Origin of the sequence: Microcoleus sp. Pol10D4, assembly GCF_036701555.1 — a bacterium.
Lineage (GTDB): Bacteria > Cyanobacteriota > Cyanobacteriia > Cyanobacteriales > Microcoleaceae > Microcoleus.
Genome location: NZ_JAUBRA010000015.1, coordinates 55,972 through 80,581 on the forward strand (window position 1 = coordinate 55,972; position 24,610 = coordinate 80,581).

Annotated in this window: 17 protein-coding genes; 4 read left to right on the top strand and 13 right to left on the bottom strand. The window is 47.9% G+C overall.

The genetic code is table 11. The annotated features are described in order from the left end of the window. Nucleotides 1-33: 33 nt before the first annotated feature. From QUA36_RS10680 to QUA36_RS10710, 7 genes are all read right to left on the bottom strand, one after another. Entirely contained in the window at nt 34-2,880 is a 2,847-nt protein-coding gene (locus tag QUA36_RS10680; protein WP_333457302.1) for a CHAT domain-containing protein, read from the bottom strand. 411 nt (nt 2,881-3,291) lie between these two features. After that, entirely contained in the window at nt 3,292-5,007 is a 1,716-nt protein-coding gene (locus QUA36_RS10685; protein ID WP_333457303.1) for a S8 family serine peptidase, read from the bottom strand. A gap of 380 nt (nt 5,008-5,387) precedes the next feature. Further along, nucleotides 5,388-6,176 carry a calcium-binding protein gene (locus QUA36_RS10690; RefSeq protein WP_333457307.1) on the bottom strand — a complete coding sequence of 263 codons (789 nt, stop codon included), beginning with the start codon at nt 6,174-6,176 and terminating at the stop codon, nt 5,388-5,390. A 435-nt stretch (nt 6,177-6,611) separates the two neighbouring features. Further along, on the bottom strand, nt 6,612-9,428 hold the full coding sequence (locus tag QUA36_RS10695) for a CHAT domain-containing protein (RefSeq protein ID WP_333457308.1): 2,817 nt from the start codon (nt 9,426-9,428) through the stop codon (nt 6,612-6,614). 6 nt (nt 9,429-9,434) lie between these two features. After that, entirely contained in the window at nt 9,435-10,229 is a 795-nt protein-coding gene (locus QUA36_RS10700; RefSeq protein ID WP_333457309.1) for a DUF928 domain-containing protein, read from the bottom strand. Between the two features lie 184 nt (nt 10,230-10,413). Beyond that, on the bottom strand, nt 10,414-12,396 hold the full coding sequence (locus tag QUA36_RS10705) for a CHASE2 domain-containing protein (protein ID WP_333457310.1): 1,983 nt from the start codon (nt 12,394-12,396) through the stop codon (nt 10,414-10,416). Nucleotides 12,397-12,491: 95 nt separating this feature from the next. After that, on the bottom strand, nt 12,492-13,163 hold the full coding sequence (locus QUA36_RS10710; protein WP_333457311.1) for a response regulator transcription factor: 672 nt from the start codon (nt 13,161-13,163) through the stop codon (nt 12,492-12,494). A 305-nt stretch (nt 13,164-13,468) separates the two neighbouring features. Between QUA36_RS10710 and QUA36_RS10715 the strand changes: the two genes are divergently transcribed. Then, a complete protein-coding gene (locus QUA36_RS10715) occupies nt 13,469-14,341 on the top strand; it encodes a methyltransferase domain-containing protein (RefSeq protein WP_333457313.1) in 873 nt (290 codons plus the stop codon). Between the two features lie 488 nt (nt 14,342-14,829). Here the strand turns inward: QUA36_RS10715 and QUA36_RS10720 are convergent, their stop codons facing one another. From QUA36_RS10720 to QUA36_RS10735, 4 genes are all read right to left on the bottom strand, one after another. After that, entirely contained in the window at nt 14,830-15,429 is a 600-nt protein-coding gene (locus QUA36_RS10720; RefSeq protein WP_333457314.1) for a Uma2 family endonuclease, read from the bottom strand. Nucleotides 15,430-15,508: 79 nt separating this feature from the next. Continuing rightward, the gene (locus tag QUA36_RS10725; RefSeq protein WP_333457316.1) at nt 15,509-17,749 is read right to left on the bottom strand and encodes a phosphoketolase; all 2,241 of its coding nucleotides are present in this window, start codon (nt 17,747-17,749) and stop codon (nt 15,509-15,511) included. 221 nt (nt 17,750-17,970) lie between these two features. Then, the gene (locus QUA36_RS10730; RefSeq protein ID WP_333163187.1) at nt 17,971-19,194 is read right to left on the bottom strand and encodes a COP23 domain-containing protein; all 1,224 of its coding nucleotides are present in this window, start codon (nt 19,192-19,194) and stop codon (nt 17,971-17,973) included. Then, entirely contained in the window at nt 19,191-19,469 is a 279-nt protein-coding gene (locus tag QUA36_RS10735; RefSeq protein WP_333452302.1) for a hypothetical protein, read from the bottom strand. Before QUA36_RS10735 ends, QUA36_RS10730 begins: the two co-directional genes overlap by 4 nt. Nucleotides 19,470-19,537: 68 nt before the next feature. Between QUA36_RS10735 and QUA36_RS10740 the strand changes: the two genes are divergently transcribed. After that, a complete protein-coding gene (locus tag QUA36_RS10740) occupies nt 19,538-19,831 on the top strand; it encodes a hypothetical protein (protein WP_333457318.1) in 294 nt (97 codons plus the stop codon). Nucleotides 19,832-19,967: 136 nt separating this feature from the next. On the opposite strand, the gene QUA36_RS10745 is transcribed toward QUA36_RS10740, so the two are convergent. After that, nucleotides 19,968-20,576, bottom strand: a complete 609-nt coding sequence (locus QUA36_RS10745; protein WP_333457320.1) for a COP23 domain-containing protein — start codon at nt 20,574-20,576, stop codon at nt 19,968-19,970. 680 nt (nt 20,577-21,256) lie between these two features. Here QUA36_RS10745 and QUA36_RS10750 point away from each other — a divergent pair. Both QUA36_RS10750 and QUA36_RS10755 read left to right on the top strand, forming a co-directional pair. After that, on the top strand, nt 21,257-21,862 hold the full coding sequence (locus QUA36_RS10750; RefSeq protein ID WP_333457322.1) for a hypothetical protein: 606 nt from the start codon (nt 21,257-21,259) through the stop codon (nt 21,860-21,862). 138 nt (nt 21,863-22,000) lie between these two features. Beyond that, nucleotides 22,001-23,377 (top strand): cytochrome P450, encoded by a 1,377-nt coding sequence (locus QUA36_RS10755; RefSeq protein WP_333457324.1) that lies wholly within the window; start codon nt 22,001-22,003, stop codon nt 23,375-23,377. A 539-nt stretch (nt 23,378-23,916) separates the two neighbouring features. Here QUA36_RS10755 and QUA36_RS10760 read toward each other — a convergent pair. Continuing rightward, nucleotides 23,917-24,204, bottom strand: coding sequence for a hypothetical protein (locus QUA36_RS10760; protein ID WP_333163203.1), 288 nt, complete (start codon nt 24,202-24,204; stop codon nt 23,917-23,919). Nucleotides 24,205-24,610 lie beyond the last annotated feature (406 nt).

Sequence of the window (24,610 nt, forward strand, 5' to 3'; positions counted from 1 at the left end):
TCGTACTCTGTAACCTGCTTATCGCGATCGTCCTTACTCTGCCTCCCCAATTAGAGTAAATGCCGCCCAATTTCGTGGCTGAGGATGAGTTTTCATCGTGGTTAACATTGCCTGCCGCAATGCCTGTGCTTTGTCGGGATTATTTTGCAAGTTTTGATAAAACGACTGCATCAATTCCGATGTCGGCGCATCAGGAACCGCCCATAAAGAAACAATCACACTCGGCACTCCTGCCGAAATCAAAGCGCGTGACAAACCAATTACTCCATCCCCGGTAATCCTGCCTTCTCCAGTGTTGCAGGCACTCAAAACGACTAAGCTTGCTTGCAGTTTCATATCGAAAATCTCTTCAGCAGTCAATAAGCCGTCATCGCTACCAGAGGGCGCCATAGCGATCGCACTTCCCAATCCGCGCACATCATCCAGCAATCCATGCGTTGCTAGGTGAATAATAGATGCTTGGGGCATTTTTTGGACGATCGCAGCTTTTGTCGCTTGTGCACCTAAGATCGCTTGAGTATTGAGCAGAGGCGCGATCGCTCTAGCTTCCGCTTCAGCCCCAGGTAGAGGAGACAATTGCTGTTTGGGAGCTCCCAGATAGGAAGACACACTAGGCATGGTGGGATTGCCCAAGACTAGAGCCCTGCTGCTGTTGACTGGCTTCTGTAATAACTTCTGCCGTTGTTGTCGAGTCAAATCCAATACTTGAATCGAGGGGGCGGTGAGAATTGTGTGTTTTTCGATTAAGTAAGTGCCGTTGGCATCTTGCAGGGCCCCGAAGGGTACTTGGAACAGGGAGTCTTGGGGAATGAAGATGACGTGGGCCTTGGGGTCTTTGGGTAGGAGGCTGGCAATGGGATCGATCAGCAGTTGATGCAGTGTCGGTAAGTCGGGTTGGGGTTGGGTGGAGCCAAAACTGCTGCGACTGCGGACAGCGAGGAATTCTTGGTTGCCAACGATTAAGCTGGCTAGAGAGGCGCTGTGTTTTTGCCAAAGGGGTTTGAGGTCAACTTGGCGGAAGGTGATTTCGCCCGTCGGTTGAATCACCCAGATGTAGAGCGCGGATTCTCGCCCTACTGGTTTGCCCTGAATCTGAAAGTCTTTGTAGACGATCGAATACTGCACCAAAGTCGCATTCTGTGCTTTGGCGATTTGGCGGATTTGATCCTGGTTGGGAGCAGGGGTAATCACCGGATTGGTAGAACCTGATGATAAGCGCTGTGTCAGGAGATCGACAAAGGCACGAGCGCGTCCCCGTTCGGCAATTTCTAACGCTGCGATCGGGTTATTCTGAGCCACCCGGACTCGTTGTAAAGTCCGATAGGTGCGATCTTGTTCTTCAAAGATGGAGACTTTATTCGCGTCGTTGGAGCCGAGCATTTGACGCATCGATTCCCAAACTTGAATCCCGTTCACGAGCATTTTCTCAGCTTCTGTTAGATTGCCAGCCTCCAAGAATGCTGTTCCGAGGTTGTTGAACGCCAAACCTTCACTTGAGCGGTCTTTAATTTCGCGTGCGATGACTAAACTCTGCTGTATATACTCAATGGCTTTGGCATAGTTGCCCAGATGGGTGTAAGCAGTTCCCAAATTCCCCAGTGCTAAACCTTCACTTGAGCGGTCTTTAATTTCGCGTGCGATGACTAAGTGTTGCTGTGCATACTCAATGGCTTTGGCCGAGTTGCCCAGATAGATGTAAGCAGCTTCCAAACCCCCCAGTGCTGAACCTTCACTTTTGCGGTTTTTTGTTTCGCGGGCGATGGCTAACTGTTGCTGTGCATACTCAATGGCTTTGGCATAGTTACCCACCCAGGTGTAAGCAGTTCCCAAATTGCCCAGTGCCCTACCTTCACTTTTGCGGTCTTTAAGGTCGCGGGCGATGGCTAAACTCTGCTGTGTATAATCGATGGCTTTGGGATAGTCGCCCAGAGAGAGGTAAGCAATTCCCAAAGTGCTCAGTGCTGAACCTTCATTTTTGCGGTCTTTAATTTCGCGTGCGATGGCTAAACTCTGCTGGGCATACTCAATGCCTTTGCCATAGTTGCCCAGAGAGTTGTAAGCAATTCCCAAATTCCCCAGTGCTACACCTTCACTTTTGTGGTCTTTAATTTCGCGGGCGATGACTAACTGTTGCTGTGCATACTCAATGGCTTTGCCATAGTTGTCCAGAGAGTTGTAAGCGGATCCCAAATTGCCCAGTACCCTACCTTCATTTTGGCGGTTTTTAGTTTCGCGGGCGATGACTAAACTCTGCTGCCCATACTCAATAGCTTTGCTATAGTCGCCCAGATCCTCGTAAGCGGCTCCCAAATTGCCCAGTGCTGCTCCCTCTCCTTTGCGGTCTTTAATGGAGCGGGCGATAACTAAAAATTGCTGTGCATACTCAATGGCTTTACCATAGTTGCCCACAGAGCGGTAAGCGAATACCAAAGTGCCTAGTGCTGCTCGCTCCCCCTCACGGTCTTGAATTTCGCGGGCGATGGCTAACAGTTGCTGTGAATACTCAATGGCTTTGGCCGAGTCGCCCACAGAGTAGTAAGCATTTCCCAAAATGCCCAATGCCAAACTCTCCCCTTGGCGGTCTTTAATGGAGCGGGCGATGGCTAAACTCTGCTGTGAATACTCAATGGCTTTGGCATCGTTGCCCTCATCGTGGTAAGCATTTGCCAAAAAGACCAGTACCAAACCCTCCCTTTGGCGGTTTTTGAGGGCGCGATAAATTTGCAGTGCCTGTTGCACGGAATTGAGCGCTGCGGGGAATTGGCCACTCTGATACTGTTGAATCCCCTGCTGCATTAGCCGATCGGCCTCTAGTTGACGAGCATCGGTAGTTTGAGCGATCGCTGGGAATAGAGAGTCAGGAGTAGTTAATAGGGACATAGTGGCAAGCAAGAACAGGGAAATGGAAGCTAGGAAAACATGAGTGAGCCTAGAGTGGGTTGATTTGAGTCGCTTAAATGGGGAATACAGCATAGGATTCTAGAGTTGGAATTTAGAGAATTAGCCTGATCGCTCTTTCTGCCCTCGTCGTGCGATCGCCTCAATCTGCCACGGGCGATCGACCTTCATAGAAGTTTACTCTGCCTCCCCAATCTCGCCGCAGGGATAGGAACTCTAATCTGAATTAGACGACAATTTTAGCGATCGCCCGATCGGTTTGAATCAAACCATTACCCACTGGCATAGTCAAGTCCAAAATGAAAACCTGGGGTGTTTAGATCGTCTATATCCAGAGCCGTCTGCTCTAATGCTCGATTAATGTCCGCAGGACTTAAGTCGGGATTTGCCATGCTATCCTATCAACCCATTCCGATTAGCTGTTGTCGTCAAAATTTGCTCAACTTGAGCGGGAGTTAAAGTCGGATTAGCATTCAAAACTAAAGCCACTACACCCGCTACCTGTGGCGTTGCCATAGATGTGCCAGTTAGGGTGTCATAGGTGCTATAGGGAGTTGTAGAATAGATGTCTACTCCCGGAGCAACTAGGTAATCGAGAGGTGTGGAACCCGCACGGTTCGAGGTGTCAGCCATCCTACCGTTTATATCAATGCTGCCCACGGCAATTCCCAAGCGATCGGCATTACGAGCTGGGTAATCAGGTTGGCTAAAACCCGAATTTCCCGCTGCTATCACCACAACAGAGCCTTTGTTATTTGCATACTCAATTGCGTCATTCACGAGGCTGGGGTAAAACTCATTTCCCAAACTGAGGTTAATTACATTAGCTCCATTATCAGCAGCATACCGGATTCCAGCAGCAACATTATTCAACTCGCCGTAACCAAAGGTGTCTAACACTCTGACAGGCATAATCTTAGCATTGGGTGCAACTCCTGTGATGCCAAAATCATTTCGTTCTGCCGCGATCGCACCTGCTATGTGAGTCCCGTGACCGTCGAAATCCAGATCCATTGGGTTGTTGTCGCTAGCCACAAAATCCCAACCCCGAATATCATCAATATATCCGTTGCGATCGTCATCAATGCCATTTTCAGCAATTTCACCAGTGTTGCGCCAAATATTGTCATCCAAGTCAGGATGGTTGTAGTCAACACCACTATCCACAACAGCTACAACAATCCCATTTCCGGTAATGTTTTGATTCCAAACTTCCGGTGCGTTCATGACATCTAGCGCCCAATTATTCCCGCCCAAATCGGGAAGATCAGGAAAAGGATTTGAGCCGTTTAAGGTGCTGGAAACTGCTGCATTTGTATTCACCAAACCGTAGCCGTAATTACTATTAAAAGAACCGCTAGGTGTGGGAATATTTAGTTCAGGAATAGAGGTGGCAGAAAGATTCAGATTGTAATTAGTAGAGTTGCCTAAGAAGCTAGAGACTTGGACATAGTATGTTCCGGGAGCCAGATTGGGTACATTAATCACATCGGGGACAGTGCCACTCTCAAGAGAGTAGTCAATAGTTTCCCCAAAATCAGCTACACCGTTGCGGTTTCTATCTTGAATTAACTTTACGTCAGCATCCGCTCTCAAACCGTCTAGACGCAGGTTAAAATTGCTTTTAGTGTTGATATCGAATCGGTAGAAATCGTGGGAATCTCCAACTCCGACAAAATCAGTTAAGCTGATGCTACCATTCTCAACACCAAGAATATTACGAGCTGTCGAAAGAGTGTTACCTGGATCGGAGAAATTCAACCCAGAAGCAGATGTCATTCCTGTTAGCGGATCTGCGTTTATATTCGCCGATTGTGACTGCGGTTTGAGTTGAGCATCGGCGACATCGCCACTAACTCGATCGCTCGCAGAGTAACTGAAGCCAGCGCCTGGATTAGCTACAATAAAATCTGCTATCTGTGTCTTTTGGTCTAAGCTGGATACTGCGGGATTAGTGAAGCTAGATTCAGCACTATAACCAGGAATATTCAATGGCTGGATCGCTCCGTTGAACAAGTCGCTGTTAACCGGAAATGTTGATGGGGCGATATCGTTTGACTGTTGATTTAAATAAAGGCGATTGTTAGGATTAGTTGTAATGTCTAGCATAATTTAAAACCTCAGATATTTAGATTCATTCTTGATTTAAATCTTACGCAGCACAGATCGAAAAATCATCCGTTCTACCCACAGACTTGCTCAAGTACGGGGTGCAAACTAGATTGCGGGAAAGTGCAAGTTATGTGAATATGTAGCGTAGATGGTTCACTGCCATCAGTTTTGAGATTGAAGCGCGATCGCGAACAAAAATTCATTCCACAGTCCGCCAGGGAATTAATTCCCTGTCTCATAGCGCAAGTCCTCTAAAAGAGGACTAAAGAATATAACTCATTAGTCCTTTTTTAGATATAAATTTCGCTTTTAGGCACTGAATTTTTCAAGAGCCATTTATGAGGAATAAATTGGTAGTAAATGGCTGTAGAAAGTGATTAAAATCCCTGACTCGATATAATACTACCTTGAATATCTGCCACTCTTACATTTGCCACAAAGCCTACGATATCGCCGGAATTCCTAACTTTAATTAGAGTCCCTTGACTCTCTATCGGTTGAGTATCGAATGCACCGGGCGGGGTAAATAGTTTGGCACTTTCTGGTGCATCATACCCAAATAAAACTGTGACGTTTGTCACGTATTGCAAGTCTACATCGCTAGCAGTCAAACCGCCTGCCAATCCAATTCGATCGAAAGCGGGTCTGAAACCTACAATAAAATCGGCATTATTGACATCTGTAACTCCGGGTTCTGCTTGGACGACGTACAAATTGCTGCCCCCGATTTTGATTGAACTATTATTATCATCCAAAGCTCCTAAAATGTCGCGACCCAAACCTCCTACCAGAGTGTCATTTCCGTTACCGCTGACTAAAAAATCATTGCCTCTACCGCCCAAGAGAATATCATTTCCCGCACCACCTATCAGAAAATCTGCATCTTGACCGCCGCTGAGAGAGTCATTTCCCTGATCTCCAATCAGGAAGTCTTTACTTTTTCCTCCGAATAAAGAATCGTTGCCAAAGTCCCCGCTGATAATATCTTCTCCTTCATTCCCATAAACCAAATCATTTGCTGTTGAGCCAGTGACGAAATCGTCACCTGCAAGCATCCAAACTCCCAAAGGAAAATTAGTTGTATCTGCGATCGACAAAGTAACAAATTCGGATGTATTGTCGCCAAGTAATTGTCTAGATTCTGACAGATCTGGTTGTAAAGCCATAAAAAAAATTCTCTTAACACTTGACTTAAATCTTAAGCAACCCAGATGGGAAAATCATTCGTTATAGCCACAGACTTGATGAAGTAGGAGGTGCAAAATAGATTGCGGGAAAGTGCAAAGTATGTGAATATGTAGAGTAGATGGTTCACTCCCATCAGTTTTGAGATTGAGAAGATAACTCGGCGGTTGAAACCCCGTCCACAAAAACAAAGTCTGCCTGCGCCGACTAAAGAATAAAGAATAAAGATTGTTTCCGATTTCATCGGAATTATTAGTATCCGAAAAGGAGACGGCAGAGCCGTTTCCCTACAATGTTATTTTGGGTAGGGAAACCGCACTGCCGTCTCCTCTATCATTCCGGTACAACCGGACTTGATATAATTTAGGGTAAAATTTAGTCTAAAAACTTTGAGCCGATTCGCTATTAATAAAAACTTACTCTGCCTCCCCAATTAAAGTAAATGCTGCCCAATTTCGCGGCTGGGGATGAGTTTTCATCGTAGTTAACATTGCCTGCCGCAATGCCTGTGCTTTGTCGGGATTATTTTGCAAATTTTGATAAAACGACTGCATCAATTCCGATGTCGGCGCATCAGGAACCGCCCATAAAGAAACAATCACACTCGGCACTCCTGCCGAAATCAAAGCGCGCGACAAACCAATCACCCCATCCCCAGTAATTCTGCCTTCTCCGGTGTTGCAAGCACTCAAAACGACTAAGCTTGCTTGCAGTTTCATGTCAAAAATCTCTTCAGCAGTCAATAAGCCGTCATCGCTACCAGAAGGAGCCATAGCGATCGCACTTCCCAATCCGCGCACATCATCGAGCAATCCATGCGTTGCCAAGTGAATAATCGATGCTTGGGGCATTTTTTGGACGATCGCAGCTTTTGTACCTTGAGCGCCTGTGATGGCTTGGGTATTGAGCAAAGGCGCGATCGCTCTAGCTTCGGCTTCAGCCCCAGGTAGAGGAGACAATTGCTGTTTGGGCTCTCCGGGAGAGAGAGACACACTAGGCATCGTGGGATTGCCCAATACTAGAGCGCTGCTGCTGTTGGCTGGCTTCTGTGCTAGCTTCTGTCGTTGTTGTCGAGTCAAATCTAATACTTGAATCGAGGGGGCGGTGAGAATCGTGTGTTTTTCGATTAAGTAAGTGCCGCCAGAGTCTTGCAGGGCGGGGAAAGGCACCTGGAAAAGGGAACCCTGGGGAATGAAAATGACGTGGGCATTGGGGTCTTTGGGCAGAAGCGTTTGAATTGGATCGATCAGCAGTTGATGTAGTGTCGGTAAGTTGAGTTGGGGTTGAGTGGAGCCAAAACTGCTGCGACTGCGGACAGCGAGGAATTCTTGATTGCCAACGATCAAGCTGGCTAGAGAGGCGTTGTGTTTTTGCCAAAGGGGTTGGAGGTCTACCTCGCGGAAGGCGATTTCGCCCGTGGGTTGAATCACCCAAATGTAAATCGCAGATTCTCGCCCTACTTGTTTGCCCTGAATCTGGAAGCTGTCATAGACGATCGAATACTGCACCAAAGTGGCGTTCTGTGCTTTGGCGATTTGTCGGATTTGATCCTGGTTGGGAGCAGTGGCGATGACCGAACTGGCATCACCAGTTGATAAGCGCTGTGTCAGGAGATCGACAAAGGCACGAGCACGTCCCCGTTCCGCAATTTCTAAAGCGGCGATCGGGTTATTCTGAGCCACCCGGACTTGTTGTAAAGCCCGATAAGTCTTAGCTTGTCCTTCAAAGATGGAGACTTTATTTGCGTCGTTGGAGCCGAGCATTTGCCGCATCGATTCCCAAACTTGAATCCCCTGCACGAGCATTTTTTCAGATTCTGTTGGGTTGCCAATCTTTAAGAACGCCACTCCGAGGTTGTTGAGCGCCTGACCCTCGCCAAAGCGGTATTTAATTTCGCGGGCGATGGCTAACTGTTGCTGTGTATACTCAATGGCTTTGGCATAGTTGCCCCAATCGCGGTAAGCGATTCCCAAATTGCCCAGTGCCACACCTTCCCCCTGGCGGTTTTTAATTTCGCGGGCGATGGCTAACTGTTGCTGTGTATACTCAATGGCTTTGGCCGAGTTGCCCCTATTGCGGTAAGCGATTCCCAAAGAGCCCAGTGCCGCACCTTCCCCCTGGCGGTCTTTAATTTCGCGGGCGATGGCTAAACTTTGCTGTGTATACTCAATGGCTTTGGCATAGTAGTCCAGAGAGAGGTAAGCACCTCCCAAATTGCCCAGTGCTAGACCTTCCCCGTGGCGGTCTTTAATTTCGCGGGCGATGGCTAAACTCTGCTGTAAATACTCAATGGCTTTGGCCCAGTTGCCCAGAGATTTGTAAGCGAGTCCCAAAGTGCCCTGTGCTGCACCTTCACTTTGGCGGTCTTTAATTTCGCGGGCGATGGCTAAACTTTGCTGTGAATACTCAATGGCTTTGGCATAGTTGCCCAGATAGAAGTAAGCACCTCCCAAATTCCCCAGTGCTATACCTTCACTTTGGCGGTCTTTAATTTCGCGGGCGATGGCTAAACTTTGCTGTGCATACTCAATGGCTTTGGCATAGTTGCCCAGAGATTTGTAAGCGAGTCCCAAAGCCCCCACTGCCATACCCTCCCATTGGCGGTCTTTAATTTCGCGGGCGATGGCTAAACTTTGCTGTGAATACTCAATGGCTTGGGCCGAGTTGCCCAGATAGAAGTAAGCGGCTCCCAAATTGCCCAGTGCCCTACCTTCCCGGTGGCGGTCTTTAATTTCGCGGGCGATTGCTAAACTCTGCTGTGCATACTCAATGGCTTGGGCCGAGTTGCCCAGAGATTGGTAAGCTGCTCCCAAAAGGCCTAGTGCCCAACCTTCTATTTGGCGGTTTTTAATTTCGCGGGCGATGGCTAACTGTTGTTGCCCATACTCAATGGCTTGGGCCGAGTTGCCCAGAGATTGGTAAGCGAGTCCCAAAGCGCCTAGTGCCGCACCCTCCCCTTGGCGGTTTTTGAGAGCGCGATAAATTTCCAGTGCCTTTTGCCAGGAATTCAGCGCTGCTGGGACTTGGCCAGTCTGATACTGTTGCTTGCCCTGCTGCATCAGCCGATCGGCCTCTGCTTTACGAGCATCAGTAGTTTGAGCAGCAGCCGGAAGTGAGGAGTGGGGAGGAATGTAAAATGCAACAGACAAAAGGCAAAAGGCGAGGGGAAACAGGAAGCCCGATCGCACTTTACAATTACTAGATTTAAACAGTGTTAGCGAGAAAGGCTGCATGGGATTTTAGGGTTTGGGTTGCTGGAGTTGGCGTTGTTGTTCGATCGCCCTAATTTGTCGCAATCGATCGCTCCAATCTTTCAAAGGTTCGGCTTCCGAACTAGCAAGAGCATCTAGCAATTCCAGCACAGCCGCTTGGTTTTGAGAAGTCTCAGAGGCTTTGCGTGCTTCCGCGATCGCGTCATACCAAAGCCCAGACTCCGCATACAGGTCAATCCGCTGTTGGGGAGTTGGCGCCGCTGCAAGTTGAGTCTGCAACGATGCAGCAGGCGCAACGACTTGGATTTCTGCCGCCGCCACGACATTCCTCGAAGGAACATTCGGATCGCACACCAACACCACTTGCCACTGATAGGATTGCCCGATCGACAGTTGGGGCAGATTTGAAGGCAAAGCAACCGACATAATCCCTGGCTGACTCTGCATCTCGGTTCTGTAAAGCAGTTGTCCCGATCGAGTAAACAGCCGGAATCGCAACGGACGAGGAGTGCGATCGGGTACAAACCAGGTAAAAGTCGGATGCCCAGAAATCGTCTCTCCCACATGGCTAAACGGCACTAAGGCAGTCAATCTCGCCGATGAATTAGCTTCGCAACTGCCCCCGCGAGTGGTATTCGTCCCCGTTTCTTTCGGTTTAGAAGGGTTTTCAGGAGGAGTGTATTGTGCCAGCGCTACAGGAGCGATCCAGAACGAAACACTCAGCATTAAACTGGCAATGCCCGCAGAGTAAATGGTTCGACGCTTCAACTCGTGAGTCATCATCGCAATCCCCTCTGTAACTATTTCTACAGTAATCAACAATACACAAACACAATAGAGGACTACCCGCAAGCCTCGTTTGCGGGAAGGTGCAAAGTTAAACAGTTGACAGTTGACAGTTGACAGTTTCGGTTCGATCGGAATGATTTAACCGCAGAGAACGCAGAGAACACAGAGGAAGAGAAGAGAGAGATGAATAATTCCGATGCTAACTCTGAGGAATCAATCACCTGAACCACCGCCGTTTTGCTGACCAGGTTAACTCGCACACCATCCCCTTCGGTTGATTCGGGTAGCGCCGAAATGCTCCGCCTAACTGTTTGGCTAAGTTCTTTGCAAGCTGGGTTCCTAATCCTGAAGGTTGAAGTTTAGGGTTTGAATCTTCGGTTGTTTCCTTGTCTCGATCGATTTGGGCCAAGCTAAGCGTTTCTGACTGAGACGGTTTTCCCCTACCATTATCCGCCACCCGAATCACCTGCCGATCGCCTTCTTGAGTGCAAATTACGGTCAAGCGAGTAGCTTCGATCGCGTGTTTCCCCACATTGCAGAGCGCTTCTTCCAGAAAGCGGCAGAGTGCTCGCTTGTGTTCCAACCGCAGATGCGAGGTGTTCAAAGGATCGAACTGCACAATTTTGAATTTGAGCGTTTTGAGGTAAGGCAGTTCTTGTTCGAGCGTGTTGGAATAGACTTTGTAGAGCAATTCATGCAATGGAGCCTGCAGGGCCAATTCGATCGCACTTCCCATGCGAAGATGCGGTTCATCTGCGATCGCGTCTCGTTGCACAGAGCCGTAAACGGCCCGCAATTCTTGATTCAAGCGTTGCAACTCCGGTAGAAATAACGGCGGTGTGGCTTGTTCTTGAGCAGTTCTCAAAATCCCAACCAATGTTTGTAACGGGCCGCTATGAATTGCATTAAAGGTCTGCTCGATCGCAAATTGACGTTCCTCCAACCGCAGTCGGAGTTCCTGTTCGTGGCGATAAAATAACGCTGCCGTCAACCCAGCCCCATTCAACACGAGTACGAGCAATACAGGTACGATTGGCACCCACCATCCCAAAAGAATCAGCCAGTAACAGAGCGCGATCGGGCTAATGCTGGCGACTAAGAGTCCGATCAAAATTTTCCAGGGCGATCGCAGAAATCGTCCCAAACTCATCCCCAAGAGTCCCCAGACCGCAATCCAGAGCGTTTCCCAGCCCTCCCCCCAAACCTGAAGCAACGCTCGCCGATCGAGCACCGCACTAATCATCTGGCTGGTTTCGTGGGCTTGCATTTCGACTCCGTAAATCCGTCCGGGATTGATGCCTGCGATCGCACCTGAACTTGCCAAATCCTTCGCGCTAAAAGACATCATCCCAATCAGCACAATTTTGCCTCGAATCCAGTTCGGATCTACTTGTCCTGCCTTGATTTGCTCCAGGGAAAGCACGCGAAATGGCATTGTCCCGCTGCGAACATTCAGTAAAATTTGGTTCCCGCCTGCATCCGCCCCCACATATCCGCCAGAGTTTGACTGCACTCTGGTAAATTCAATGCTGCCAAAGCGCATCGCCTCCCGATCGCGAATTCCATTACCTAGCTTAATTCCTCGGGTTGCTAAATAGAGTTCTGCCAGCCGGATCGCGAAGGAAAAACGGTATTCCTGTTGATCGTTGTTAGTGCCCAATAAACTGCGGCGCTGGTAGCCATCCGCATCGAGTACGAAATCTGCAAAGCCAACCTGTTTGGGTGGTAGCGCGGGCGGAGGTGCGACGGTAAAGCCACTGCGATCGGGCAAAGCAATCTCCACTCCGATCACATTCTTGCTGCTGCGAAACACCGATGCCAGTTCAGCATTACCCGGTTCAACCGGAATATCGCGGACAATATCCAGCCCGATCGCGATCGGTTGATACGTTTGCAACCGTTTGAGTAAATCGGCAATATCGCGATCGGGAATCGGATAAGTTCTAGCGCGTTGAATATCCTCCTCAGTGATGCCGACAATTACAATCCGTTCATCCATTGGCTCAGGAGGACGCAAGCGCAGAAATCGATCGAACGCAACCAACTCCCAAAACTGAAGCGCACCGCTCAATCTAGCCATCATCACAGCGACAATCACCATCAACCCTGGAAGTGCTCCTCGTCCCCAAGTCGTGACGCCCGCTTTCACTGCTTGTTTTCGATCGCGCTTCATAATAATGTCCGGTTGAATAGTTATCATACTTTTGTACGACTGTTTGGCCGATGCCCGATGCCCGATGCCCGATGCCCGATGCCCGTACAGGATTTATAAGTAATTAACCAGACTTGATATCACTAATCAATCAATCCTTCTTCTCTAGCTCGCACTTCCGTTTGAATCCGCAGATTCTTATCATCATCCTTATACACCTCTAGCACATCTCGAATCTTAGTCCAGTAACACTGCACAGTGCGTTCAGAAACATTCATCCGTTTGGCGATCGCAGTATCCTGTAAGCTCTCGTGAAAAGCAAATTGCAACACCTGCATCCAGGCGGGTTTGAGTTGCAGCCCATTGCGGATCTCTCTGGGTGTATAAATCCGCTCATGCAGCGCCCAATCAACCATCGCTAGCAAGTCTTTCATCGGCTGGCTCTTATCGACAACTGTGAAGCCGCCCATATGATTGTCGATCGACGGTTTCAGCCAAACTAAAGTCCGAACATGGGCACTCTGCACCACAATATTCAGACTCGGATACTTATCCATCAACGTTTTGAGAAGTTGAAGCCCTGAATTTGCTTGCGCCGTTTCGCCGATCGTCTCTGGCATCACCAGATCCACAATCACCAAATCCGGGGTCGTCTGCGCTATTTGCTCAAGGGCTGCCTGAGCAGTTGGAGCCGTCAGAATGTCTGCCTCTGGATATTCTTGCTTCAGAATGTTAAGCGTGCCACCTAACACCATCGCATGGTCATCCACAACTAAAAATGTTCGTTTCTGCGGTTGAGGTAAAGTCTGGGGCATAGTTGATTAGTTGCCACACAACATCGTCAGTTTAGGTAATCGTCAACCCATTTTAGATTTGGAATTTACGATTTTCGATTTGTGACCTAGTTGAAACTAGGGGCTTTAAACCGCTGAAACTCTCATTCAAAATCCCAAATCCCAAATCTAAAATCGTCTCGGTCATCTTCTTACAATAGAGGAATTACCTGGCTCCCGTCCTGCATCTGTCCGCCAACTGTGGTTGTGGATCTCCGCAACGAGAATTGCACTAAAGCGCAGTTCTATTATAATCTAGGTTTCCAAGCAAGAATAAAGATAATTTTATGACAGCCGAAGGTTCATATAAAGCAAACACGTACAATCTGGAACTTGACGCAGAAATCCAGCGCTTAAAAGCTCAAGTTCTCCTCAGTTGGGAAAAGGAAGCGCGCACTTTAAAGTGGTTCGGTTTAGCCGACGGGATGAATGTTTTGGAAGCTGGTAGCGGGCCGGGATTTTTCACCGAAAAACTGTTAGAATTGCTGCCAAACAGTTGGGTAACAGCGGTAGAAATTGACCCGGTACTGCACGAAAAAGCAGTAGCATATTTGCAGGACAAAGGGGGCGATCGAGTAAATCGCATCCCAGCATCGGTTGCGGATACTGGTTTGGATGATAACACGTTTGACTTTGCGATCGCCCGTTTGCTGTTCGTTCACCTTCCCGAACCCGTCGCAGCAGCTAGAGAAATATTCCGCATCTTGAAACCGGGCGGTAAACTGGTGATTATCGATAGCGATGCGGATCTGTTTTGGCTGACAAATCCGCCTTGGTCAGTCGAGATTGTCAGGGATAAATTCAAGCAGGTGATAGCATCGCGGGGCGGCAATTTATGCGTCGGGCGAAATCTGTGCCGCATTCTGAAAGAAGCTGGGTTTGTTAGCGTTGATTTAGAAGCGGTTGTCACCCACAGCGATATCATCGGAATTGAAGCGTTCCAACCTTTGCTTGACTCCGGGCCCATTTTGCAGATGGTCAAACAGGGGTTGATTTCAGAGTCGGAAATACAAAGCTATCTGGTTTCGCGGGATAAGTTTGAAGCTGCGGGCGATCGATCGATGATGAGTTTTTGGTTGATGGCTTGCGGGGAAAAAAGCAATAAAATTAAGACAGATATTTCACACAATATGGAGGTTCCGTCGCAGCACAACCTCTAGCACCCTCGCTACATTCCCAGCTAACAAAGCAAACTTATTTAACAGCAAACCCGGAAAAACTTCCCAATAAATTATCCCCTCAGCATTAGGTTAAAGCTGCACGTATAGCTCTATAATCGTATCATATCAAATCCGGTAGTATCGTCGGGCGTCAAATCTAGTCAACAGTCAAAAATCACGAATCCTGCCACCGGATTTGATCTAATTCATCTGCGTTAATCTGTGTTTATCTGCCCTCATCTGCGGTTAAAAGAAGAGAAATTTTTAACCGCAGATGACAATGGATTGACGCAGATTCACGCAGATGAAGGAAGAGAGATAGGAATAATTTAGTAACTTTACACCTACAAGTCTAACAAATCCTGGGAGCCGATCGCGCAAAGGTTGTTTGTGAGAGCCAATGGTTGTCTGTCACATTTTAGCTTAACCAATCAAGTCGTTAGGGAAGCTCTCGTAGACGATCGCACTTTTTACCAACTCCTCAGCATTCAACCCACTTGCCGAACCCCATTAAGAAATTGCGTCCTTGCCTCAATCCTTGAAGGCATTAAAACGCAGCGTACCAGCAATTCTAAATCCAATTCCGGCAGCAACTCACTTCTTGAAACTTGCTCATAATTATCCTCCCGCAACCCATACACAGCCAACTGATTATTTTCCCAAAACCAGACTTCAGGAATGCGAAGTCGCAGATATTTAGCTAGTTTATTTGTGCTACCGCTAGTAATCGTTACTTCCACGGCTAAATCGGGATGCTCTTTTCTTGAACCTATATAATAAGACTCGTCTGGTTCAAATGATACATCTCTTGCCCGGTCTCTGCGAGTTGCACTCCCTACAGGAAAGAATTCAATTCCGAGTTCAAAAAAGTATGCTTCCAGTAATATAGCGATCGCTTTTTTCAAGCTTTCATGTGCTTCACCCAGTGTCATAAACTCGATCCATCCATCAAGATAAGTTATCCGCAAACCCGGAGAGTCAGCCATCAAAGATTCGAGAGCCTCAAATTGCTCCCAAGTATAATAACCGGGGAGAACCAATCGCTGTTCCGCAAGCGTACCTATTTCTTCTAAAATTTTTGCTGTCATAGGTATCACCATCCTATTTTAAATATTACTAGCCCCTACCCAGCACAAACCAGGCAGGGGCATTCACTCACATTCTAACTTAATGAACTAGCTCGATCGCCCTTTTAGTCAACGCCTCAGCAGTCAACCCATTAAACGCCATCAACTGACCAGCACTAGCAGTAGTTTCCCCCCGCTTCCAAGCGAAAGTATCCCGCTGGCAATTGCTGCGGAGCATCACAGGTTCCAACATCCCAGAAGCACCGCCTGTCACGCCAATCAAGGCATCTCCGCCAAACAATTCGGCAAATTTCTCATCGCTCAAAAAGCCGCCGTCAGCTTCCGAACAAGTATCCCAAGCAACATCGCCTTGACGATACAAACGCCGGGGATTGACAACAGAAACAATCCGCACTCCAATCCCTTCTGTTTCCAAAAATGCCGCCGCTTCAAACACTGGCATTAACGTCATGTCGCCGACAACTGCAAACACAACTTTCTTGCTCCCTCCTTGATTCTGGGGAGCTTGCGGGGAATCGACTTCGTGCAGCACTATTGCACCGTCTTGCAAACCTTGGCGAGTCTGTTCAAAAGTAGTGCGAATTGGCAGCGGCGACTTGCTTGCAGTAATCACAACTCCCTTATTTTTAGCACTCAAAGCCCACTCGTAACAAGCTTGAATGCTGTTAGCATCCGGTGGAAACAAAGGAAACACATTTCCGTTCCGCATCATCGCCGCAAAATAAGCCTCAATTTCCGGCCGTTGGTGCGTCCAACCGTTGCGACCTTGTTCCAATGCACCCGCTGTAAATAAGGTGACAGTTGCCGGAGTTGGACGGCGCAATTCTGCCATTGCTTGGGTTACAGTTTGCCAAATTGGTAAACCGTTGATGGCAAAAGATTCGTAGGAACACCACAAACTCCGCGCTCCGAATAGCGATAAACCTACAGCTAAACCAGCGCAAGCATCTTCGCTCAAAGGTTCGTAAACTTGACCGTTTGGCGATTGATTGTACAGGTCATCTGTCGTCGGGTGAATAATCTTGAGAGCTTGGTTGATATTGGCAATTGCCGATGCTTCGTTGCCGTCAGCATTAGTGACAAGAAAAGTCCGATCGCGCTCGCCGACTTTTCCTACCAAACGTCCCATTGCTGTTGTCGAAATCTTCGGTTCTCCCCCAACTGCAAATTCTTCTAAAGGCAATTCGCCTAAATCTGCCAGCGGCAAGGTAAACTCAGTAACAACTGTTTTCGCCGCCGGCCCGCCGCCCGCACGCTCGCAATTGGTCCGCACCAATTGCCAAGCAGCAGCAGTCAAAGCGCGCTCTTTTAAAGCACTGATAATGTGCGGAGCATCCAGGGTATCTTTCGGATAAAGGTTGTGAGATTTTGCTCCGCGCGCGTGGACGCCAGCACCTTTCAACTGTTTGATAATAAACGCAGTTAATTTGCCGCCGAGAGCAGATTTTGCCGCTTTGTCAACTCCTTCTAAAACAGCTTTGGTAAATGCCATGCGCTGTTCGAGCGAAAAAGCAGTGCTGTCAACATAATCTTCCGGTTGATTTTTATCGTCAAATTCCTTAGCATCAACTAAGATAACTTCTTCAAAGCCGTTGCCTTGCCAATAAGCAATCATTTCAGCATTAGTTTTAGTCGAAACCATGCTGTGATGTTCCTGAGAATATCCGTTCCAAACCAACACAGGCAAAAAGTTAGTAACGCTGGGATAAGCAGTGTGGAAATGCGCCATGCTGCTCATTGGATAGGGTTCGCCCATGCCGCCGTCACCCATTGTGAAAGCAAACAGTTTTTCGCGGTGCAAAAGCGCTCCAGCCATTGCGAAATGCTGCCCTTGTCCGAGGGGGCCGGCCGGTGCTAAAAGGCCGGGAATGAAACCGGAAAGATGTCCTAACAAACCGTCTTTTTCTCGGAATTTATCGCGCACTTGCTGCACGTTGAAAATTCCCATATCTTCCAAAGATCGATCGAGAAACATGGCACTGTAAAAGCCGGGGGCGTGATGGCCGACTTCGGTGACAATGTTCTTGTGTCCGAGCATCACCAAAGCGGCATAAGCCTCAGCTTGGCTAGCAAAACCCCCCGGATGTCCCGATGCCTTGCTAGCGGTAACTTGCAGTGTCAGGTAGCGCAGCGCGTCTGCTCCCAGCATCGTTTGAAAGACGGCGACGGGATCGGCAGGATCGGCGATCGACTTGCTCCCCTCGGCGATCGCAGGTGCTTTCCCGTAAGTCTCAAAACCAGGGAGTGTTTCCGAAAAATATTGAATGCCTTCGCAAAAAGCGGGCGTTGTTGACGTTGCCTGCGGGGTAGTTGCTGTCATGCTTGATACCTAAAAAATTTGAATTCGATTTACGAATGTAAGAGTAATTTTATAGCTTCCGCGTTCCAAAAAATCATGAGTTCTATTATGTCAGTGATAAATAAGTAAAATATCTCACTTTGTCAGCTAATAAGTAGTTGTTTGAGAACCCCGACTTTTTTAACAAGTCGGGGTTCTGTGTTTACCTATTACTAATCCCTCTAAAATCTCAAAGCCCAAATCTAAAATTGTTCCAGCCGTTCCCGGACATCGATATAAAGCACAGTACCGCTTTCAGAAAGAGAAGGCACAGCCTTTTGATTCCCCAGCCAAACAAAAAAACTGCTCAGTGCAGGAGTCGGATCTTGATCGCGGCGCAGCGTGTAGATCAAACCTTCGCAAGGCCCATTAACGCGGCTACTCGTGCAAATCGCTTTCTGGTTATTTACAATACCCACCGTGACATAATTTAGCTGTTTATTACGGTTATAATTCTCAAGGCGCTGAGTCACTTGTTGGCAGCGAGTTAGAGGATCGTAGCCCGAACTAGAAAAGAAATTAGAATTCCAGCGAATCCAAGGCTCCCTGAACCCTTGCGGATTTTGATACACAGTCACCGGCTCGCCCGTTGAGGTATCGCACACAAATCCTCCATAACCCAGACTCGGCTGGTTTTGACCGAAGGCGCTGCTGAGAGAAAGATTGCTGAGAATATCAAAGCCGTTACGCTTGTTTTGTGAAAGCAACTCCCTAAAAGCATCGATCGGGATTGCTGCATTCAACCCCGTTTTAATCTCCTCAATCTGACCGTTCCACTGACTCCTAATTGTGCCAACAGTATCCCCCTGGCCGTGAATTCCTACCACCCTACCATCAGCATCAAATACAGGCCCACCGCTCATCCCGCGCCTGGTTACAGCTTGGTAACGCAGACGATACCCTGATGAGGCGCTGCCCAAGCGAGAAGAGATGATACCAGCAGTAAACTCAAGTTTTCGTTCAAATCCCGAAATTGGCAGCGGATAGCCAGAAACGTAAATAGCAGAACCAACAACAGCACGTTCTGACTCGCCCATTGGTGCTACTGGATACTGTTCTCGGCTCTGAAACTGTATCAAAGCCAAGTCTATATCCGTGTCATTTTTCGGTAAGCGCTGTATTCTAATCGCAGCATAATCCTTTTCCAAATGAGTGCGAATGCTGTATTTTTGAGCGAGGCTTGCCACCACATGATTAGCTGTCAGAACAGTGTAAATGTTACCCTGTTTGGCAATAATTACTCCCGATCCACTAGCAAAAAAACCCAGCGTATTGTTGACTTCCACAGTTGTCAAGGTCGCTAGCTGGGCAATTTCTTGGGCTGTTTTGGCACAGGCAGCATATTGTTGGCTGACAAGCGCCGTCACTGTTAATGCACCTGTCAAGATGATTGTCAGCGCGTCAAACCGCAAACTCCACACATTCATCGATAACTCCCTAGATGAGACGAGGCGAACTGCAAATATATACTAATCGGAATTCCCCAACTGGATTTAACCATTTTTTCCAATAATTCCGCTGTTGGTTCACTTCCCTCTTCAAAAGCATAGACGCCAAAATTTGGATCTCGATACTTGCCCCTACAGTTAATCCCAATCAAGAAACCTTTGGCATTAAAAATCGGGTCGCGACTCATACCGATTTTAACCTCATTTGTATAGCCCAACCTATAACCTTGAGGCAAAGATTTGGGTAGTGGCACCGAAACGAAGCCAGCGTCAATCGATTTTAGATTTTAGATTTTAGATTTTAGATTAAACAATTGAAGCATTGACCCCACGGATAAATTCGGGGGGCAAGTTTCATCGGATACAGGTTTTTTATTTCTCCACGGATGAATCCGGGGGCTTGTATCCTTTATGCTTTCGGTCACCACCAAACCCCCAAACTCAGCACCCGCAGGAAAGCCGACTGCCAGCATTGGCTCAGACACCGCTCCTGCCTCAAGGCTTAATGGTGCTATTTTATACTCGATCGCGCGGCGAAACAGAACGATCGCCAGCTCGATATCGCCAAGCCGCCTCAGAACTCCTAGCAGTGGGTGGAGGAGGCTGTCGTCGGTGACAATTATTAGATCGCCACAACGTGCTAGTTAGTAAGCACTGTATAGGTTTGGCCCTGCTGGCGGACGATTGTCCCAAAACCAGAAGATTTCCCCGTCGGGATGCGTACCGCTGTTTGACGCGCCAAATCTGCCACCTCAATCCTTGGAATTGGTGATGGGATGGAAAATTTGCCAATCTTTAAGGCTGTCCGAACGGTGGGGAAAAAGGGGTAGTTGCGCCTCATCATCCATATTTTCCCCTAGCTTTTCGCTGACATCTATGTAAGGAATTTTACTGGTTTCATCAAAAGACGGCATCCCGACATATCCTTGGCGCCAAGCCAACAAATTATACAAAGAGCCGATCGGGTCTTGGCCGGGTCTGAGGGTATAAATCAAATTTTGACACCGCCCATTAACTTGATTCGCCGTGCAGATGACGTTCTGGCCGTTCATTTGGCCCGCAGTAATGTACTTAAGCATTCGTTGGCGGCGATAGATTTCGAGGCGTTGACTCACTAATTGACACCGAGTTGCCGGATCATAGCCAGAACCGGAGAAATAATCGGAAGTCCACTCAATCCAAGGCTCTACAGCACCTTGAGCGTTTTGGTACACCGTCACCGGCGCACCGGTCGAGGTACTGCACCAAAATCCACTTTCCCCCGATGCTCGCCGACCGTAACTTGGTTGAGAAGCAACCGTCAGGCCGCTGAGGGCGATCGCTGTTGCCACAAAAACTTTTGTCAATAATTGCTGTTTCATGATTTTTTCACTGTGTTTTTATGAGATTCGGCACAAAAATCACCGAATGCTGCGATAACACCCTTGACACGCCTGTTCGTTAAAGATCCGCTGACTGAGGAATTATGTGATTCGCGACTTAACCAGAAACCAGTTTTTTTTACGAAAACACTTCGTTGCAGCCCTTATGCCTGGTTAAAAAACCCGGTTTTTTTGCTCTTGATGCGTAAGTTTTGATATTGTTCGCGACTTGCACATTCCTTATAAGCGCGATTTCGGCGCTGTTAAAAAAGCGCTCCGAAGCCGAGCTTAAAATGCGCGCACCAGTCGGAATTCTGTCCTCATTACTACTAATCAAACTCAGGCTTTTACCAACCGGAAGAGGCTTTTCACCTCAGACCTTGGAAAGGATCGAGTTGCAACGGTACATCACACCACTGACAAGGTATTTGATATCACTTACGAGCTGGGTCGCGAGCTTGATCTGCTGAGAAAGGTAAACTGCGGGGTTACTCCACCGAGGGGTAAAACCCCTCTTACCTGATTTAACACTAAAATCCACGTATTAACAAGAACTCTTAACTTGTTTTCATCTCCGTACTGCGGGAAATACTTCTAAGTGAGTGTAATCAGGGTCTAAGTGCTTTCTACCACCAAAATTCACCCTCCATACACTGACGTTTAGTAGAGTATTAAAAACTATGAACCGTATCTGCAAACAGTTAGGATATTTAGGCGTTTGGTTAATTTTGATAGGCGGTAGCAGTTGTTCTAGCTCAGATGCAGCTACCTCAACCGAAAACCAGAGCCCACTCTCAGCAAGCGCCCCTCAGTTCCAACACCTACAGCTAACGGGAAATCAAATTGAGGCTCGATCGAGTCAATTAACGCAGCCTTCTAACTCTGTTGCCTCAGTTTTAGGCAGTGCTACCATCTCAGAAAATACTGTCACCGTTACGGTTTATAAGGTAGATAATTTGTGTCAAACTCTGAAGCCGGAAACAGTTACAGGCCAAGAGAACCAGTTAATGTCCTCGGCGGTTAATGAAGTGTTAAAGCAGCAGATTTTCGATAGTCTTGGTTTGGCTGGTTATCGCCTCACGATCGATCGCGACCTCGGAATAGCTACCGTGGATCTGCGAGCCTCCGGAAATTCGCGGCAGAAATTGCAAAACCTGTCCAGTTGTCAGATGTTAGGTTTGTTCGGGGGCGTGCGCCAAACTTTAACCAGTTATGCTCCTTGGCAAATCAAAACAGTTCGTTTTACAGAGCTTGGAGAGGATATTTTGAGCACCGTTCGAGAATAAGCTATTAAAATTATTGGAGATGAGACTTACGCAATTTTCCCCTTAAAAACAAGGGTTGGGAGGGATTGAAGAAACCTTCAAACCCTTTGAGATTTGTTGATGCTGCTAAGTCCTGTGACCCAAACCCTGGTAATTCCTATGACACTACCTAACGGCCCCAAAGCTCCACCCTTTGTGCAGCTAATTCAATGGATCGGCGATCCCCTGAGATTCCTGGATAAATGTGCCAAACAATACGGCGACATTTTCACAGCTCGAGTGAACAAGGGGAAACCATTGGTTATGATCCACCACCCGCAAGCTGTCCAGGAGATGCTCAATAGCAGCGCGTTTCACGCTCCAGGCAGCCTGAACAGCCTCCTAAAACCCTTGATGGGAGAACAATCCATGATTCTTCTCTCAGGAGAAAGGCACAAACGCCAGCGCCAATTATTGATGCCACCTTTTCACGGGGAACGGATGCGGAATTACGGCCAACTAATTTGCGATATTGCTCAAGATGTTGCCAGCAAATGGTCGGTCGATCGACCTTTTGTGGCCCGCAGCGCCATGCAGGAAGTCACCCTGCGGGTAATCTTACAAGCTGTCTTCGGCCTGGATGACGGGCCGCGGTTGGAAGAGATCAAGCCCCTACTTACCTCAGTCCTGGATATGACTGGTTCTCCGTTGCGATCGAGTATGCTGTTTTTCGGCTGGATGCAGCAAGATTGGGGTTCTTGGAGTCCTTGGGGACGCATGAAACAGCGGAAGCAGAAACTTGACGATCTGATATATGCCGAAATTGAAGAACGCAGGCTGCAACCAGACGCCAACCGCACCGACATTCTCAGCTTAATGATGGCCGCCCGCGACGAAAACGGGCAACCCATGACCAATGAAGAATTGCGCGACGAGTTGATGACGCTGCTGCTTGCAGGCCACGAAACCACAGCAACGGCCATAGCTTGGGCGTTTTACTGGATTCACAACTCGCCCTCGGTGCGCCAGAAGTTACTGCAAGAATTGGACAGTTTGGGGGAAAATCCCGACCCGATGGAGATTTTCCGCTTACCTTACCTGAGTGCAGTTTGTCAGGAGACGCTGCGAATTTACCCCGTGGCAATGCTGACGTTTTCGCGAGAAGTTCTCACGCCCGTGGAACTGATGGGATATCAACTCGAACCGGGCACGGTTGTCATCGGCTCGATTTATTTGACCCACAGACGGGAGGATTTGTATCCAGAACCGCTGCAATTTAAACCGGAACGGTTTTTGGAGAGGCAATTCTCGCCTTATGAGTATTTGCCCTTTGGAGGTGGCAGCCGCCGCTGTATCGGCTTGGCGCTGGCGCAGTTGGAGATGAAACTGGTGCTGGCAACCATTTTGCGGGATTTCGACTTAGTATTGGCCGAGAAAAAGCCTGTACAGGCCAAACGCCGAGGGGTGACTTTAGGGCCTGCCGGCGGCGTGCGGATGGCCCTGCTGGGGCGGCGGATACCGCAGCAGAAGCCTGAACCTGTTGGTAGTGGGGTTTAAAGTCGCGGCGGTTGCAGAGGACGATCGAACTTTCTGCTTTGAGTGTCCACCATTTAGGGAGAAGGTGCGATCGTCCGCCAATGCCACCATTTTTTGTAGCACCCGCTACAGATAAATAGCTAGAATCCTTAACCTGTAAGCCTCCCCCCTCTCAATTTTCAAATTCTCAGTCTAAAATAATAGGAGCCTTGCAAACACAGCCTGAAAGCAAAAGTGGGTGATTGCAATAGTCCTCTTGATATCTCAAAAGCCTCCCTGCCATACTTTAAAAACATATGCATACCCTGTTATTCAGCAAGGTCGGAAGCGTGTTGGCATTGCCAGCAATCTTCCGGCCTCTTTATTTTTTGGGTTACTTAAGGCATTGGAGACAAGATGCAGAAGGCAAAGCAAAAGTATAAATTCTCCCCCTGTCCTCATCTCCCCCTATCCCCAATCTAGAGCTTGTGCCTCTAATTCCAATAGAATCCGATAGCAAGTTTAAGGAATCACTAAGGAATAATTAATAACTTGTTAAATTATCTCCTTTTGCCCTTATCTCAATCTTCAGTTTTCAGAAATTCCGATACCGAGACCGACTTTGGGAGACTCTCCAGATCTTGAATTTCGCTTTCGTGGGCAAAAAACTCGACTTCTTTGTCATCAATCTGGATCTGATAGCTAGCGGTAGCTGTCACAACCCGTCGCTTTTTTTTATCTTCTATTAAAACCCAACACACGACAGGTCTTACCCATCTCTCAACGTGCTGGCTTTGCTTCGTACTCCCAAAGGCATACCAGCCTTTAGCTTCAATAATCTGAAGCACTTTAAAATCGTTACTTGCCATATATTTCTATCGCGTTAACTTCAGTATTCTTCTTAGATAGAACGGCTAGCTTGCTAAGCATGGCAAAGGTTTGACTATCCCAAGCCACACTTTATAACCTGATTTTTTGTCAGGAAAGCGGGTTGGCAGGGCCTTGTCTGCGTTGTTGCCTGCTAAATGTAGTGCGAGCTTTTTGTACTCTCCCACAATTACCGTAAAGTATCTATACCGCATCCTCAAAAATTATTCTCGCATTAGCCTCAACAGCAGCTAACTAGACCTTAGCTAGCTGCATCTAAGTGGATGCCAACTGCTTCTAACGCCTGGTTGGTGAGAGCGATCGGCATACAATATTGTTAAGACTTTTTGCTGCAATCAACTATCATCTTTACCCGATGGGGTAAAACTTAACTAGAGGTTGCCGCTT